At 61.2% G+C, this 15,927-nt stretch carries 12 protein-coding genes; 5 read left to right on the forward strand and 7 right to left on the reverse strand.

Features of this window, described 5'->3' with window-relative positions; translation table 11 throughout:
- Nucleotides 1-562 precede the first annotated feature (562 nt).
- From BUE38_RS20645 to BUE38_RS20665, 5 genes are all read left to right on the forward strand, one after another.
- Nucleotides 563-2,161: a solute:sodium symporter family transporter gene (locus BUE38_RS20645; protein WP_073437138.1), complete on the forward strand. Its 1,599-nt coding sequence runs from the start codon at nucleotides 563-565 to the stop codon at nucleotides 2,159-2,161.
- Nucleotides 2,162-2,354: 193 nt separating this feature from the next.
- On the forward strand, nucleotides 2,355-3,374 hold the full coding sequence (locus BUE38_RS20650) for a GlxA family transcriptional regulator (protein ID WP_073437139.1): 1,020 nt from the start codon (nucleotides 2,355-2,357) through the stop codon (nucleotides 3,372-3,374).
- Nucleotides 3,371-4,570, forward strand: a complete 1,200-nt coding sequence (locus tag BUE38_RS20655) for an MFS transporter (RefSeq protein ID WP_073437140.1) — start codon at nucleotides 3,371-3,373, stop codon at nucleotides 4,568-4,570. The genes BUE38_RS20650 and BUE38_RS20655 overlap by 4 nt, the downstream gene beginning before the upstream one ends.
- 23 nt (nucleotides 4,571-4,593) lie before the next feature.
- Entirely contained in the window at nucleotides 4,594-5,985 is a 1,392-nt protein-coding gene (locus tag BUE38_RS20660) for a YcjX family GTP-binding protein (protein WP_073437141.1), read from the forward strand.
- A complete protein-coding gene (locus BUE38_RS20665) occupies nucleotides 5,982-7,082 on the forward strand; it encodes a YcjF family protein (RefSeq protein WP_073437142.1) in 1,101 nt (366 codons plus the stop codon). Before BUE38_RS20660 ends, BUE38_RS20665 begins: the two co-directional genes overlap by 4 nt.
- A 209-nt stretch (nucleotides 7,083-7,291) precedes the next feature.
- Here the strand turns inward: BUE38_RS20665 and BUE38_RS20670 are convergent, their stop codons facing one another.
- The 7 genes from BUE38_RS20670 to BUE38_RS20700 all read right to left on the reverse strand — a co-directional run bounded on the left by BUE38_RS20670 (nucleotide 7,292) and on the right by BUE38_RS20700 (nucleotide 15,865).
- A complete protein-coding gene (locus BUE38_RS20670; protein ID WP_073437143.1) occupies nucleotides 7,292-8,416 on the reverse strand; it encodes an ABC transporter ATP-binding protein in 1,125 nt (374 codons plus the stop codon).
- 108 nt (nucleotides 8,417-8,524) lie between these two features.
- Nucleotides 8,525-9,418 (reverse strand): carbohydrate ABC transporter permease, encoded by an 894-nt coding sequence (locus BUE38_RS20675; protein ID WP_073437144.1) that lies wholly within the window; start codon nucleotides 9,416-9,418, stop codon nucleotides 8,525-8,527.
- A complete protein-coding gene (locus BUE38_RS20680; RefSeq protein WP_073437145.1) occupies nucleotides 9,411-10,340 on the reverse strand; it encodes a carbohydrate ABC transporter permease in 930 nt (309 codons plus the stop codon). The genes BUE38_RS20675 and BUE38_RS20680 overlap by 8 nt, the downstream gene beginning before the upstream one ends.
- Nucleotides 10,341-10,678: 338 nt before the next feature.
- Complete coding sequence (locus BUE38_RS20685) at nucleotides 10,679-11,971, reverse strand: ABC transporter substrate-binding protein (RefSeq protein ID WP_084542077.1); 1,293 nt, start codon at nucleotides 11,969-11,971, stop codon at nucleotides 10,679-10,681.
- Nucleotides 11,972-12,180: 209 nt separating this feature from the next.
- Nucleotides 12,181-13,368 carry an AGE family epimerase/isomerase gene (locus BUE38_RS20690; protein ID WP_073437146.1) on the reverse strand — a complete coding sequence of 396 codons (1,188 nt, stop codon included), beginning with the start codon at nucleotides 13,366-13,368 and terminating at the stop codon, nucleotides 12,181-12,183.
- 267 nt (nucleotides 13,369-13,635) lie between these two features.
- The gene (locus BUE38_RS20695) at nucleotides 13,636-15,153 is read right to left on the reverse strand and encodes an ATP-binding protein (RefSeq protein ID WP_073437147.1); all 1,518 of its coding nucleotides are present in this window, start codon (nucleotides 15,151-15,153) and stop codon (nucleotides 13,636-13,638) included.
- Nucleotides 15,140-15,865, reverse strand: a complete 726-nt coding sequence (locus BUE38_RS20700) for a response regulator (RefSeq protein ID WP_073437148.1) — start codon at nucleotides 15,863-15,865, stop codon at nucleotides 15,140-15,142. The genes BUE38_RS20695 and BUE38_RS20700 overlap by 14 nt, the downstream gene beginning before the upstream one ends.
- Nucleotides 15,866-15,927: the final 62 nt, after the last annotated feature.

Below are 15,927 nucleotides of genomic sequence, written 5' to 3' on the forward strand. Positions count from 1 at the left end.
GCACCACACCAGCAGATCCGCGCATCTGCGCCAGTGTGGTGCGGACGACAATCAAATCGATCAGGATGAGCTATTTGATTGCCATGTTAATAGCAACCGCCGAGAACATCAGGCTCACCAGGTCGCCCTCCGGCAACAGTAATCCCGAGCTCGAAGACAGATGACATCCAGCGACATCAGGCTGGAGCCTGAAGCGGCCACTCTCTACGACAAAAGGTGTATGGCTGCCGCTTTCAAAGCGGATAGACTACGCCGGTTGTAGTTAAGCAACGGTTTTATTGCCAAACTTAATCCTTTAAGTGGCCGACTGGAGATCGCTTGTTCGTAGACTTCCAACACTGACTGTCCGTGCCTTCACTGCTGTCGATTCGCTGTAGTCGAATCCAGGTGGCAGGGCCTACCCTGAACAGTTGAAGGATGGTACGCGAGCCGAACTTCGCAACTGGCGTTCACCACTGGTGTTCATAACTGAAGTACGCAACGCCCGACAGCCCGCAGCCACTACAACAGACTGCCTGCGTCTCACAAGGCCCAGCATCCCAGACCGCAAGGAAGTTTAACCATGCCCCTACTGACCTTTGCGTCCTTCCTGTTCTTCACCGGATTGGTCGCATTCATTACCTGGCGCATCACCCGCCGCGATGATCACTCCAGCACCAACGGCTTCTTTCTTGCTGGACGTACCCTGACCTTCCCGTTGATTGCCGGCTCTCTGCTGATGACCAATCTCTCGACGGAGCAGATGGTTGGCCTCAACGGTTCGGCCTTCTCCGACGGGCTAAGTGTCATGGCATGGGAAGTCGTCGCCGTCATCGCCCTGGTGGCTCTCGGCCTGTTCTTCCTGCCGCGCTTTCTCAAGAGCGGTATCGCCACTGTGCCCCAATTGCTGGAAATCCGTTTCGACAAGGGCACCCAGTTGATCTGTAACGTGATCTTCCTGATTGCCTATGCGGTGATCCTGTTGCCGATCATCCTCTACTCCGGTGCCGTCGGCCTTCAGGGAATGCTGGACCTGCACAGCCTGACCGGCATCCAGTCCGACACGGTACTGCTGTGGTTGACGGTATGGATCGTCGGCATCATCGGCTCCATCTACGCCCTGTTCGGTGGCCTGCGCACTGTTGCTGTCTCTGACACTCTCAATGGTGTCGGGCTGTTGGTTGGCGGCTTCGTGATCGTCTACTTCGGCCTCCAGGCCGTCAGTGACAACAGCGGCATCATGGCCGGCTGGGATATTCTCAAGGAGAGCAATCCCGACAAGATGAACTCCATCGGCGGCCAGGACCAGCAAGTCCCCTTCTTTACCCTGTTCACCGGGGTGTTCCTGATCAACCTGTTCTACTGGACCACCAACCAGCAGATCATTCAGCGTACCTTCGCCGCGAAGAATCTCGCCGAAGGCCAGAAAGGTGTCCTGCTGACGGGTCTGTTCAAACTGCTTGGCCCGCTCTATCTGGTGCTGCCCGGCATCATCGCCTACCACCTGTATGCCGACCAGGGCGTCAAGGCCGATGAAGCCTACGGTCACCTGGTATTCAATGTCCTTCCCGCCCCGCTGACCGGCTTTTTTGCGGCGGTGATGGTCGGCGCCATCCTGTCGTCCTTCAACTCGGCGCTGAACTCCACGACCACGCTGTTCAGCCTCGGTCTGTACAAGTCAGTACTGAAGAAGGATGCCACTGACGAACAGGTAGTCACCGCGAGCAAGGTGTTCGGTTGGATCATGGCTATTTCAGCAATGATCATTGCCCCTCTGCTGGCGGGCCAGGAGAGCCTGTTCGGCTACCTGCAGAAGATGAATGCCATCTACTTCATTCCGATTCTGGCCGTGGTGCTGGTCGGCCTGCTGACCCGTCGCGTACCGCCCATGGCCGCCAAGATCGCCCTGGTCGGTGGCTGTCTGCTGATCTTCGCCGGCTACTTCGTCCCGCCCTTCAACAAGCTGCCGACCATCATGCATGAATTCCACTTCGTGGCACTGGTGTTCGTGTTGCTGGTGATCATGATGCTGATCATCGGCAAGCTGCGTCCACGTACCGAGTCCTGGGTGCAGGAAGATGTCGGTGCCGTCGACCTGACCCCGTGGAAGGGAGCCGTTCCCGCGGGTATCGCCCTGGTGGTAATGGTCATTGCCATGTACATCGCTTTTGCCGGCGGCTGATCCGCCGCTCAACACCACAGCGATGCTCGGCGCCCTGCTTCATGCAGGGCGTCGTCGTCTCAGGGCAGGGGTTTCAGGAACGGGGGGGCAAGATCCGGGCGCACTCATGTCCTTATTGGTGGGATGAAGGACATTGAGGACATTCCTCTGGTGTCGCACACTGCTCAACATACGTTGGATGGCAGGAGTGCCCATGATCATACCCCCGCGCCGCGTGGCCCTGATTGCCTACCCGGATTGCCAGGTGCTCGATGTGACTGGTCCCTGGCAGGTCTTCGCCAGTGCCAATGTGCTGGCCGAGTCTCCCCTGTATGAGCTGAGTCTGGTGGCACGAGGTGCCGGATCGGTCGTCACCAACGGCGGCCTGGTGCTGCAGGCCAATCTCGACTGGCAGGGGCTGGAAAGGACCGGGGCCCCGGATACGCTGCTGGCCGCCGGAGGTAGCGGCGTCTTTGATCAGTGTCGCCATCGCTATCACATTGATGGTTTGCGCGGAATGGCCGCGGATGTCCGCCGCCTCGGTGCCATCTGCAGCGGCGCTTTTCTACTCGCTGAAGCCGGGCTGCTCGAGGGCCACCGCGCGACCACGCACTGGCGCCATTGCCAACAACTCGCCGACAGTTACCCGGAAGTCGAAGTGGTGGCTGATGCGCTCTACATCGAGGACCGGGGACGCTATACCAGTGCTGGAGTCACTGCCGGGATCGACCTGGCTCTGTCCATGGTGGAAGCCGATCAAGGACCCGAGTTGGCCGGTCGCGTTGCCCGCGAACTGGTGATGTTCCTGCATCGGCCGGGAGGTCAGTCACAATTCAGCGAGGCACTGCTCAGCCAGCAGCGAGCCGGAACACGACTCCGCCCGTTGGTCGAGGCACTTCATGCCAACCCCGGTGGCGAACACGATATCACCTCCATGGCCGAGCGACTGGCCGTCACACCACGTCATCTATCGCGGCTCTTCCGGCGCCAGTTGGGCACCTCCCCCGGTGAGTACCTGACTCGCCTGCGCCTCGAGGCGGCACGTGGAGAGCTGGTAGCCGGCGAGCCCTCATTGTCACGTCTGGCGGCCCGCTGGCGCCTCGGGGGTGCTGAGCAATTCCGGCGCCTGTTCCAGCGCTATTATGGAATCTCTCCCTCGCTCTACCGCACACGATTCACCAGTACCACCACGAGCACTGCCCTTACCGCTGACCACCACCGAGGACTGTCATGATTCGCTCACTTCCCCTACCGGTTACCCTGCTGTCGCTGTGCCAGGCGCTGCTGGTCACCGGCAATATCCTGCTGATTGCCGTGTCCCCGCTGATCGGCGCCAGCCTCGCGCCCTCAGCGTGGCTGGCCACCCTGCCGGTAGCGATCCAGTGGCTGGGGCTGATGAGCGCCACCATTCCAGCATCACTGTTGATGGCACGGCTGGGGCGGAAACGTGGCTTTACACTCGGCAACCTGATGGGGCTGGCGGGTGCTCTGCTGGCTATCCTTGCCCTTCACCAGGGCAGCTTCCGCCTGTTCTGCGTCGCGACCTTCGCCATCGGGATCGGGATCGGCTTCGGCCAGCTGTATCGTTTTGCCGCAGTCGAGGCAGCCCCGCCCGCCGATCGTGACCGTGCCATCGGCCTGGTCATGGGGGGCGGGGTACTGGCGGCCTTCTTCGGCCCCTGGTTGGCACGCCACAGCCATGCGCTGGCCGATACCGAGTTTCTGGGCAGTTTCATCGGCCTGGCCGTGCTCTATACCATTGCCCTGATCGTGGTGCACTTCACTCGCCTGCCCGGCCCGGTCGACACCCGCACCCGCGGCGAGCCACGCCCCCTGTCGCAGTTGTTGCGCCAGCCGAAAGTGGTGCTGGCCATCATCAGTGCACTGATCGGCTATGGTGTGATGACCCTGGCCATGACCGCCACACCACTGGCCATGGCCCACGCCGGACACTCCTTCGATCATGTATCGATGACTATCCAGTGGCACGTCGTGGCGATGTTCGCGCCGTCCTTCATTACCGGTCGCCTGACCTCGCGGCTGGGTGCCGAGACCATGATCGTGCTGGGTTGCGCATTGTTGATGGCCAGCGCCGTCGTGGGCGTGCTCATCCCGAGTCTGACAGGCTACAACCTCGCACTGGTCCTGCTCGGCCTGGGGTGGAACTTCACCTTCCTGCCGGCCACCGGCCTGCTGACCGAGTGCTACCGTCCAGAGGAAAAGGCCCGTGTGCAGGCAGCCAATGAGTTTCTGGTGTTTTCCACCGTTGCCGTGACCGCGTTGAGTGCTGGCCCTCTGGTCTCCATTGCCGGTTGGCAGGGTCTCAACCTGTGGCTACTTCCTCTCCCACTGCTGCCAATCGCTGTTGTCCTGCTGCAACGTCTTGTGTTTGCGCCCCAACGCCCCCAGATTAAGCAACAGGAAAAATGAGGGAGCCATGAAGGGAGCCATGCATGCCCCAGGATCTGACCCGTGATCTGATGGATCTGATCGAACGCGGCCGTGACCGCCAGCTACGTCTGGCGGTCACCGGTTTATCACGAGCCGGCAAGACCGCCTTTCTGACCTCGCTGGTTGATCAGTTGCGGCATGCGGGCCTCGAGGCGCGTCTCGACCTGCTCGGTGCCAGCCGTGAAGGTCGCCTGCTGGGTGCCCAGCGTGTCGCCCAGCAGGACCTTGGCGTGCCACGTTTCCCTTTCGACCAGGCTCGTGCCTCGCTGGAGCAGGATCCGCCCTGCTGGCCGGAGCCGACTCGCGGCATCAGCGAACTGCGCCTGAAGATTCGCTACCATCCATCCCGTCAGGTATGGCTACGCCCGGAAACGGTCGAGCTGACTCTGGATCTGTTCGATTACCCGGGCGAATGGCTGCTCGACCTGCCGCTGCTCGACCATGACTACTTCAGCTGGAGCCAGGCCCAGCTTGACGAAGCGGGCCCTGCTCGGCGCGCCATGCTGACCGCATGGGAACAGCAGGCCTCTGCCCTGGTCCCTGACGACGAAGCCGATGAAGCCCAACTGGCCGAGATCAGCGAACTCTATGCCCATGGGCTTCGTCAGGCCCGCGAAGCCGGTTTTTCCAACCTGCAACCCGGTCGTTTCCTGCTGCCCGGGGATCTCAAGGACGCTCCAGTACTGCAGTTCTTCCCCCTACCTGGCCTTGCCGGCTGGAGCCGCGAGCAACTGGCCACTCTGTCCGAATCAACGGTCTACGGTAGCCTGGCGCGACGCTTCAGCTACTACCAGAATCATGTGGTACGCCCCTTCTATCGCGAACATTTCCGGCGTTTCGATCGCCAGATCGTGCTGGTTGACGTGCTCGGCGCCCTGAATGCGGGACCGGAGCGCTTCGAGGACCTCTCCCTGGCGCTTGCTCGTCTGATGCAGAGCTTCAACTATGGCCAACGCAGTCTGTTCTCACGTCTGTTCACGCCACGTATCGATCGCCTCGCCATTGCGGCGACCAAGGCTGACCATGTCACCCCGGATCAGCATGCACGTCTAGTGGGGTTGCTCGAGGCACTGCTCGCTGAGCCGCTGAAGAATCTCAAGTATGCCAATATTCCGGTCAAGGCCATGTCGCTGGCATCGATCCGCGCCACGGAAGCCCGCGAGGTCAGCCATCAGGGCAATACCACCCCAGTATTGAAGGGAACCAGCATGGATGGCGAACCATTGCTGACCTTCCCCGGAGAAGTCCCCACTCGGCTCCCGTCAGCAGATTTCTGGGAGCGTCAGGGCTTCGATTTCACCGCCTTTCGCCCGCAACCCGCAGCACCGGGGGCCCTACCCCATATCCGCATGGATGCTGCCCTGGAGTGGTTGCTTGGAGACAAGCTCTCATGACATCACCTCATCAGGATCCGCGCCCGGCCATGCACTTCAAGGAAGCGTCCCGCGACGATCCCACTGTCGAGGTAGGCGATCCTCAACCAGGCTTGCGCTTCGACAATAGCCTCGAAAGTCGCGAGCTGGTGACGCAGGACATCGAACAGGATGCCTCCAACGCTCCTCTGGAGAAGGTGCTGGGCCGTCCCCGCAAGCGCCGCTGGGGGTTGCTGGCCGTGTTTACCGGCGCCCTGGGGCTGGGGACGGCGGAGTTGGTCACGGGCCTCCCGGCCACCATCGTCGGTGGTGACTGGCTGGCCACGGCGTGGCAGGTATTGGGGCTGGGTGTTGTGGGCCTTGGTGCTACCACGCTGACCCGTGAGCTGCTGCGTCTGCGCAAGCTCAAGGGGCATGACGAGTTGCGCGAACAGCTCGCCGAATTGCCGCAGCAACCACCAGCGGCGGCACTCAGCCAGGTGATGCGCCTCAAGCAGAAGCTGGCCATGGCCGATGACGACCCTCACTGGCAGGCCTTCGAGGCCGCTCGCGAGGCCCACCATGATGGCCAGGACCTCAGCGCTCTGGTGGAACACCACCTGCTGGCCCCGCGGGATCGCGAGGCCCGTCGGTTGATCTCGCGCATGAGTGGCGAGACCGCGGTGATGGTTGCCGTCAGCCCGATGACCCTCGTCGATATGGGACTCGTGGCCTGGCGGCACCTGGCGATGATCAATCGCCTATGTCGGCTGTATGGCCTCGAGCTCGGCTATGGGGCGCGCATTCGCCTGTTGCGCAGCGTGCTCTATCAGATGGCGTTCGCCGGAGCCACCGAGCTGGCTGCCGATGCCAGCATGCATCTGCTGTCCCTCGATCTGGCCGGACGCCTGTCGACCCGAGCCGCTCAGGGGTTGGGCGTCGGCCTGCTCGGCGCACGTCTCGGCCTGCGCACCCAGCGGTTGGTTCGTCCGCTGGCCTTCTCCGTCGAGGACCGCCCCCGTCTGACCGACTTACGCAAGGAAGTCTGGCAGCAACTACGACGCATGGAAGCCTCCAGCGACGAGGCATCCGGAAGCAGTACAGCCAGGAGCCGTGCCACCAGGGATAGCGAACGCTGACCGTCCCTCCGGGTGATATTATTAACATGGCAATCAAATAGCTCATCCTGATCGATTTGATTTTCGTCCGCACCACACTGGCGCAGATGCTCGGATCTGCTGGTGTGGTGCGGTCTCGCGTCGGCCTGATGGCCGACGGCGGCACGTCCATGTGCCGCCATTAACCCAACATGAAAGCATGCCGGGTTAATATCCGAAGGGGGAGTCGCTCATGCCAGCCGCTGGCCCCCTTGCTGGCCGAACAACACCGCGCGCCGCATATCGACACTCAGCGCCAGACGCTCTCCCGGTGCGACTCGGCAGTCGGGACCGACCCGGGCGACGACCTCGTTGCCGCCGAGACCGAGGTTGATCAACACATCGGCACCGGTCGGTTCCACCACACTGACCAACGCCTCCAGCCGAGCCGCCTGTTGATGTCCTGAGCGCTGGTCACCAGCTTCCGCGAAGTGCTCGGGGCGTAACCCCAGCAACACCGATTGCCCCTGACACGCCACCATTGCCTCGGTAACTCTGTCCACCGGCCAGGGCAGAGACAGTTCTGCGCCCTGCTCAGGGTCGCTGATGTGCAACTGCCAGGTGGTATCGTCCTTCTCCAGCCGAGCGCTGATGAAGTTCATCGACGGCGACCCCATGAAACCGGCGACGAAGACGTTGACCGGATCGTTGTAGATCTCGTTGGGCGTGCCCAATTGCTGAATCTGGCCATCGCGCATCACCGCGATACGGTCCGCGAGGGTCATGGCTTCGATCTGATCGTGGGTAACATAGACGATGGTGGTGCCGAGACGCTGGTGCAACTTCTTGATCTCGGTGCGCATCTCGACACGCAACTTGGCATCCAGGTTCGACAACGGCTCGTCAAACAGATAGATCTGCGGTTCCCGGGCCAGCGCCCGTCCCATGGCCACCCGCTGACGCTGGCCACCGGACAGCTGCGAGGGCTTGCGATCCAGTAGATGGGATATCTGCAGCAGGTCGGCGACTCGCTCCACAGCCTGCTCGCGCTCGACCTTCGGCACCTTGCGCATTTCCAGGCCGAAGGCGATGTTGCCACGCACCGTCATGCTCGGGTACAGCGCGTAGGACTGGAACACCATGGCGATATCGCGTTCTGCCGGTGTTCGCCAGGTGACATCCTCACCACCGATAAGGATCTTGCCGGAAGTTACCGGCTCCAGGCCGGCGATGGCGTTCATCAGGGTCGACTTGCCGCAGCCTGACGGCCCCACCAGGATCAGGAATTCTCCTGAGTCGATCGCCAGACTGACGTCCTTGAGCACCTGAGTCGAAGAAAAGTCCTTGCACAGATGCTGGATTTCCAGAGCGGACATGTGTGAGTTCTCGTATTTTGGTAGGTCGAGTTCTGAAATGTCAGTTTCCGGGGCCTTGAAGATCAGGTTCCGGGCTTCGTCGGCGATTCACGCCGATGTGACACCCCGTCATCCCTTGACGGCCCCGGCGGTCAGCCCACGCACGAAGTACTTGCCGGCCAGCACATAGACCACCAGCGTCGGCAGGGCCGCGATCATGGCCGCTGCCATATCGACGTTGTACTCCTTGGCCCCGGTGGAGGTGTTGACCAGGTTGTTCAGCGCCACTGTCACCGGCTGGGTGTCATGACCGGAATAGGCCACCCCGAACAGGAAGTCATTCCAGATCTGAGTGAACTGCCAGATGACCGATACCACGATGATCGGCGCCGACACCGGCAACAGGATGCGCCAGAAGATTCGCAGGAACCCGGCACCATCGAGCTTCGCCGCCGACACCAGTTCATCGGGAATGGCCACATAGAAGTTGCGGAAGAACAGGGTGGTGAAGGCGATACCGAAAACCACATGAACCAGTACCAGCCCTGATCGCGAACTCGCCAGCCCCAACCACCCCAGGGTCTGGGCCATCGGCAACAGCACCACCTGAAAGGGAATGAAACAACCGAACAGCATCAACGCAAAGATCAGCTCCGAGCCCTTGAACCGCCACTTGGTCAGCGCATAGCCGTTGAGCGCCCCGACCATGGTCGAGATCGCCACGGCTGGCACCACAATGGCAATCGAATTCCAGAAGTAGCCGCCGACACCTTCACAACGCATTCCGGTGCAGGCTTCTCCCCAGGCCTTGATCCACGGCGCCAGGGTCGGCGCCTCGGGCAGTGCCAGTAGGTTGCCCGGCGTGATCTCGCTGAGAGGCTTGATGGAGGTCATCACCATCACCACCAGCGGCAACAGATAGGCCAGCGCGGCGGCAAACAACACCGCATAGAGCAGGACTCGCAACGCTCTGGCGCCCGGAGTCCGACGCCGAATGACGCCGACAGCGGTGCGTTCACTCATGACGTTTACTCCGCAATTCGCTGTACAGGTAAGGCACCAGGATGGCGAGTACACCGCCCAGCATCAGCATGGCACTGGCCGACCCGAGGCCGATCTGGGCTCGGGTGAAGGCATGGGCATACATGAAAGTGGCCGGCAGATCTGACGAGTAACCCGGCCCACCTCCGGTCAGCGCCACCACGAGGTCGAAGCTCTTGATCGCGATATGCGACAGGATCATCACCGCGCTGAACACCACTGGGCGAAGACAGGGCAGAATGACCCGTGCATAGATGCGCGGCAGGCTGGCACCATCCAGTTGAGCGGCCTTGATGATCTCGTCATCGATACCCCGTAACCCCGCCAGAAACAGCGCCATGACGAAGCCGGAGGCCTGCCACACCGCGGCAATGACCAACGTGTAGACCGCCATCTCGGGACGCACCAGCCAGTCGAAGGTAAAACTCTCGAACCCCCAGTCACGCACCATTGCCTGAATGCCCAGCCCGGGATTGAGTAGCCACTTCCAGACCACTCCGGTGACGATGAACGACAGTGCCATGGGATACAGGTAGAGGGTGCGCAGGAAGCCCTCCTGACGAATGCGCTGATCGAGCAGTATGGCCAGCCCCGCGCCAATCACCAGACACAAGGCGACGAAGAGTCCACCGAACACGGCCAGATTCGACGCGGCCACCCACCAGCGTTCGTTGGCCATCAAACGTGCGTACTGGCCAAAGCCGACGAAGTCATAACTCGGCAGCATGCGGGAATTGGTCAGCGACAGGATAAAGGTCCAGATCATGAAGCCGTAGACAAAGAACAGCGATATGGCGACGGACGGCGCCAGCACCAGCTTCGGCAACCAATGCTGGAAGCGCGCAGACAGGCTGCGTGACCGTCCAGGTGGCGCTGCTGTTGCAGAACCTGTTGTGAAAGTCATCACGGATTTACCTCGGCCAGTGCACTTATTATTAACATGGCAATCAAATAGCTCATCCTGATCGATGTGATTGTCGTCCGTACCACACTGGCGCAGATGCGTGGATCTGCTGGTGTGGTGCGGTCTCGCGTCGGCCTGATGGACGACGGCGGCACGTCCCTGTGCCGCCATTAACCCAACATGAAGGCATGCCGGGTTAATATCTGGTTGAGTTCAGGCGTCAAGCCAGAGCCGCAGGCCATATTGATGTCATCGGGGGTACCCGCGAGAACCCAGCGCAGCCCCTTGTCGAATGGGGACACGCCGGGCCGGGGCTTTCATCGCTGCATCGGCTTGCATCAGAACGCCAGGCTAGCCGCCTGGGAAAGGCGTTGTGCGGCCTGCTCTGCGGTGACCGAATCGTCATTGAAGTAATTGGTGATGATGTCGAAGAAGGCACCCTGGACATCACTGCGCATGGCCATGCGGTGAGCGACACTGGGCACCAGGGTGTCGGTTTCACTGGCAGCCTTGAAGTCATCCATCGAGCGCTGCGCACAGCTATCGGACTCGCTCATGTCCAGATCGGAACGTGCCGGGATCGAGCCCTTGAGCTGGTTGAAGGTCTGCTGAAACTCGGGTTGCAGGATCAGTCTTGCCAGGGCGGTCTGAGCCTCACTCGCGTCTGCATCCTCCAATTGGAACATGGCAAAGCTGTCGATATTGAAGATGAAGTCGTCGGCGGTTCCCGGTACCGGTGCACACAGGTAGTCACTACCGGCCTGCATGTTCGCGGCGGTGAACTCGCCCTTGGCCCAGTCCCCCATGATCTGCATCGCGGCCTGGCCATCAATGACCATTTTCGTGGCCAGGTTCCAGTCACGTCCCGGCATGCCCTCGTCCATCAACTCACGCAGACGCCGGAAGGTCGTAAGCGCCTCGATCATGGTATCGCTCTCCAGTGTCTCCTGATCGAGCTCGACAAAGGCCTGCCGGTAGAAGTCCGCACCACCCAGGCTCAGGACCACGGTCTCGAAGGTGGTGGCATCCTGCCAGGGCTGACCACCGTGGGCCAGAGGCACATAGCCCGCTTCCCTCAGCGCGTCGCCTGCGGCGAACAACTCGTTCCAGGTGGTGGGAACCTCGACTCCGGCATCCTCAAGCACGGTCGGGTTGGCCCACAGCCAGTTGACCCGGTGAACGTTCACCGGCACCGCTACATAGTGACCGTCATGGCGCATCATGTCGGCCACTATCGGCGACAACAGCTCGTCCCAGTTCTCCTCGGCGGCCACCTCATCGAGGTTGCCCAGCAGGCCCAACTCACCCCACTCCTGGATTTCCGGGCCATTGATCTGGGCCGCCGAGGGCGGGTTGCCGGACATCGCCCGTGACTTGAGCACCGTCATGGCGCTATCCCCGGCCCCGCCGGCAACCGCGAAATCCTTCCAACCATGACCCTCGCTTTCCAGCAGATCACGCAGGGTGCCCACGGCCTGAGCCTCCCCGCCGGAGGTCCACCAATGCAGCACCTCCACTTCCCCCGCCTGAGCGGTGGTGAAGGATGCCGCGACCATGGACAGCGAAGCCCCGGCCACCAGAGCGGCCAACGGGCGTCGCAGAGAACGAATCGAGCGCAGGCGAGCAGTCATGTCATGACTCCTGTTGATTGTTATTGGTCAGGGCGCACAGAGCACCATCAAACAGCACTCTGGAAGACTACGCCTTTCGCCTGCGCAGGAGGGTTACCTAATGATGAGTAGTATTGCCGCTATCTTGCAGGGTTGTAATATTGGCGCCTGGCCACGAGCCACGAGCCACGAGCCACGAGCAGCTCATCGTTGTCCCGTACGCTCGCGGCTCAACGATTGTTGAGGACTCGAATCACATCCTGGCAGGCGCCCATGGTGTGGTAGTCGACCTTACCGGCGGGGCTCTTCTCATCGGAGTACTTGCGGTTGTCGGCACTCAGAATCCGGTACCAGGCACCGTAGCGATGATCGATCATATGCTGCCAGCTGTAGTCCCATAGCTGACGGTACCAACGCCAGTACACCGCCTTGCCGGTATGCGCACCGAGCATGGCTGCCGCCGCGAAACTCTCGGCCTGAACCCAGAAATACTTGTCGCCGTCACAGGTCCGCCCGTCAAGGTCGAGCCCGTAGACCAGGCCTCCATGGTCGGCATCCCAGCCGGCCTCGACCGCTGACAGAAAGAGACGCTCCGCGGTCTCGATCAGTCTGGAGTCAGGACGGCGCTCAGCCAGCAATACCAACAGTTTGGCCCACTCGGTCTGGTGACCTACCTGATATCCCCAGGGACGGAACAGGTGCTGAGGATCGTCACGGTTGTAGTCGAGATCACGCCGCCATTGGTGATCATAGTGTTCCCAGATCCAGCCATGGGGATTGTCGCGGTTGGCCTTGAGCAGGCTATGGGCAATGCTCAAGGCCTGGTCCAGATAGCGCGACTCGCCGGTGGCATCGTAAGCCGAGATCAGCGCTTCACAGGCATGCATGTTGGCGTTCTGGCCACGATAGTCGGATAACTGCCAGTGACAGTCGGCCTCGTCGGCAAAGCGCTGCCACTGGGGCTCCCAGAAACGCTTCTGCAGCATGGCATGCACCCGACCGATGCCCTCTCGCGCCTCCTCGATACCGGCAAGAGTCGCTTCGGCATAGGCCAGCAGTACAAAAGCCAGCCCATAGCAGTGATGGGTCTGATCCTCGACATCTGAGCTGTTCAGGGTCCAGGCATAGCCCTGATAACGCGTCTGGAAATGGGCATTCTCCAGATAAGCCAGACCGTGGCGCGCCCAACGCAGATATTCGGGGGCGTCAGTGACCGAGCAATGGTGACGAGCATAACGTGCGTAGGTCACGACGAAGCGCGCGCTGGAGACCAGGTGGCGATGACTCGCGTTGTACACCTCACCATCGTCGCGGAAGTAATGATAAAAACCACCACTCGGATCAATGGCTCCGGGGTGGTAGAAGCTCATGGTGCGCTTGATATGGCGCTGGAGAAACTCGGGATCAAGACAATTCATTGGCTCACCTTGAAGCAGAAACCTTGAGACGACGACCTTGAAACAGCGGCATCGGAACCGCAATCGTGAAACGACGAGCGTACAGGATACCGATCACCGTCTGGTGTGGTGCCCCACAAGTTGGCACACCCCCTGGCTCTGAAACACGATGAACTTGTGAGACACCACACTAGCTTAAGGCATGTCCGCCACCGGTTCTCTTACCAAGTGTTGCAGGCCGAGCGACATAGCAATTACCTCCTGCCGGATCCCCCCGACAGCCGATGCTCAGCCAGGTACGGTAAAAGGACCGGGGCGCGGCAATTCAATGCAGACCTCGAGACCCGCCGAGGGCGAATTGCGTAATGACACCTGGCCACCGTGGGCCTGAATGATATGTTGGGCGATGCCGAGGCCCAGGCCACTGCCACCGGTGTGACGACTGCGCGATGGCTCCAGCCTGATGAAGGGTTCGAAGACCTGCTCGAGCTGGTGATCGGGAATCCCCGGGCCCTGATCGACAATCCTCAGCTCCAACTGATGAGGACCATCATGCAGCGAGACCTCCGCCCGCTGGCCGTAGAACACGGCGTTCTCCAGCAGATTGGCCAGCGCGCGTTTCAGTGCCATTGGCTTGACGGCCAGTGGCTCTGCGTGGCCGATGATGGTCAGCTTGCCGCCCAGCATATCCAGTTCGGTGGCAAGCCTGGCCAGCATCTCCTCCATGGCCAACGGTACCGCCGTCTCATGCATATCGAGTCCGCGCACCGAGTCCAGTGCGCCTCTCACCAGACAATCGAGTTCATCCAGCGAGGCCGCGAAGCGCTCACGCTGCAGCGGATCATCAAGCATCTCGGCCCGCAAGCGCAGCCGCGTGATTGGTGTCTTGAGATCATGGGAAATTGCCGAGAACATGCGCGCCCGCTCGTCAACCTGGTGCTGTAGATGGCGTTGCATACGGTTGAAGGCTGCCGCCGCCGTCGCCACCTCCCGTGGCCCACCCTCGCGCAACGGCGGTGTATCCAGATCATCGCCCAGACGTTGAGCCGCGCGCGCCATGCGATCCAGGGTGCGTGTCGCACTGCGAATACCCAGTGCCGAAAGACCAATCACTGTCACCAGTACGACCAGCATGACGAAAAGCCGATCTCCTGATAGCCAGTGTGCGGGTTGAAAGATCCCCGGCATCGGCATCAGCGTTGCTACATAAAGCCATTGCTGCTGGCCTAGCGGTAACTGCACCACCAGGATCGGCTGGTCGGCAGAGGCGGTCAGCAAGGTATGCTGGCCCCAGCGTGGCGGCATCTCGGTCAGCAGCACCTCGGCGCTGAGCAGTCGCAGGGTATCGGGCCGCGAGAATTCGACCTCGACAGCATCAATGCCCAGCTCGCGTCGCAACACGTTGCGCAGCTTGTTCACCACCAGCGCCTTCTCCGGACCATCACCGATATCCTGTACCGGCAGGCGATGATCATTGACGCTGACAAAGAAGCGCGTCCCGCCCATGTCGCGCAGCTGGTCCAGCGCTACATGACGATAGGAATGCGGCAGCGAGCGAAAGAAGCGCACGGTAGACGCGACGCTGTAAGCCAGAGTGCTGGAGATCTCGTCGAGGCGCAGACGCTGGTCGCTGCGCTCCTGAGCACTCCACCAGGCATAGCTGGCCAACTGGGCCCCCAGCACTCCGACCACCATGATCAACAGAAAGCGTCCACGCAGGGAGCGCGGCAGGACCTTCACCAATTGACGACGCCAGTATCGCCGTAGCCGGTGCAATCCCGGTCTGCTTTCATCATGCGACGACATCGACACGCGCCGCCAGTACATAGCCTTCGCCACGCACGGTGCGGATCAGCTGGGAATGTTGGGCATCCTCGCCCAGCCGCTGACGCAAGCGGCAGACATGCACATCCATCGAGCGATCCAGCGGTGGCGCCGAGCGCCCTCGGGTCAGCCGGTACAGCTCGTCCCGTGACAGTACCTGTTCGGCACGCTCGAGAAATACCTGCAGCAACTGAAAATCGGCACCACTCAGTGCCAATCGCTCTCCCCGACCATCGATCAGCTCACGGGTCACCCGATCCAGTTGCCAGTCACCGAAGGCCACCACCCGGGCACGATCCGAGGACGGGTCGTTATCACGTGGCCGACAGCGGCGCAGCACCGCCTTGATCCTGGCCAGCAGCTCTCGCGGATCGAAGGGCTTGCAGAGATAGTCGTCAGCGCCGAACTCCAGACCGAGGATGCGATCGGTATGGTCGTCACTGGCGGTGAGCATGATGATCGGCGTCTCGCCCTGCTGACGTAGATTTCGGCAGAGCGCGAAACCATCTTCCCCCGGCAACATCAGATCCAGAATCACCAGCGCCGGTGTGTGCTGCTCGAGCAGACGTGACAGCGCCGTACCATCTTCAGCAGTCAGGGCGTGATAGCCATGACGACCTAGATAGTCCGCCAGCAGTTCGCGAATTTCCGGGTCGTCATCCACCACGATCAGCGGAGCTTCTATTGTTGTCATCCAGTGTGGTGTCCCGCAGGTTCATCGTGTTTCAGAGGCACCACATTAGCGATTTCCACACT

The sequence above is a fragment of the Halomonas cupida genome (assembly GCF_900142755.1).
In the GTDB taxonomy this organism is placed as follows: Bacteria; Pseudomonadota; Gammaproteobacteria; order Pseudomonadales; family Halomonadaceae; genus Halomonas; species Halomonas cupida.

Coding starts and splice junctions, on each gene's coding strand:
- BUE38_RS20645 (WP_073437138.1), top strand. CDS start 563: ATGCCCCTACTGACCTTTGCGTCCTTCCTGTTCTTCACCGGATTGGTC.
- BUE38_RS20650 (WP_073437139.1), top strand. CDS start 2,355: ATGATCATACCCCCGCGCCGCGTGGCCCTGATTGCCTACCCGGATTGC.
- BUE38_RS20655 (WP_073437140.1), top strand. CDS start 3,371: ATGATTCGCTCACTTCCCCTACCGGTTACCCTGCTGTCGCTGTGCCAG.
- BUE38_RS20660 (WP_073437141.1), top strand. CDS start 4,594: ATGCCCCAGGATCTGACCCGTGATCTGATGGATCTGATCGAACGCGGC.
- BUE38_RS20665 (WP_073437142.1), top strand. CDS start 5,982: ATGACATCACCTCATCAGGATCCGCGCCCGGCCATGCACTTCAAGGAA.
- BUE38_RS20670 (WP_073437143.1), bottom strand. CDS start 8,416: ATGTCCGCTCTGGAAATCCAGCATCTGTGCAAGGACTTTTCTTCGACT.
- BUE38_RS20675 (WP_073437144.1), bottom strand. CDS start 9,418: ATGAGTGAACGCACCGCTGTCGGCGTCATTCGGCGTCGGACTCCGGGC.
- BUE38_RS20680 (WP_073437145.1), bottom strand. CDS start 10,340: ATGACTTTCACAACAGGTTCTGCAACAGCAGCGCCACCTGGACGGTCA.
- BUE38_RS20685 (WP_084542077.1), bottom strand. CDS start 11,971: ATGACTGCTCGCCTGCGCTCGATTCGTTCTCTGCGACGCCCGTTGGCC.
- BUE38_RS20690 (WP_073437146.1), bottom strand. CDS start 13,368: ATGAATTGTCTTGATCCCGAGTTTCTCCAGCGCCATATCAAGCGCACC.
- BUE38_RS20695 (WP_073437147.1), bottom strand. CDS start 15,153: ATGTCGTCGCATGATGAAAGCAGACCGGGATTGCACCGGCTACGGCGA.
- BUE38_RS20700 (WP_073437148.1), bottom strand. CDS start 15,865: ATGACAACAATAGAAGCTCCGCTGATCGTGGTGGATGACGACCCGGAA.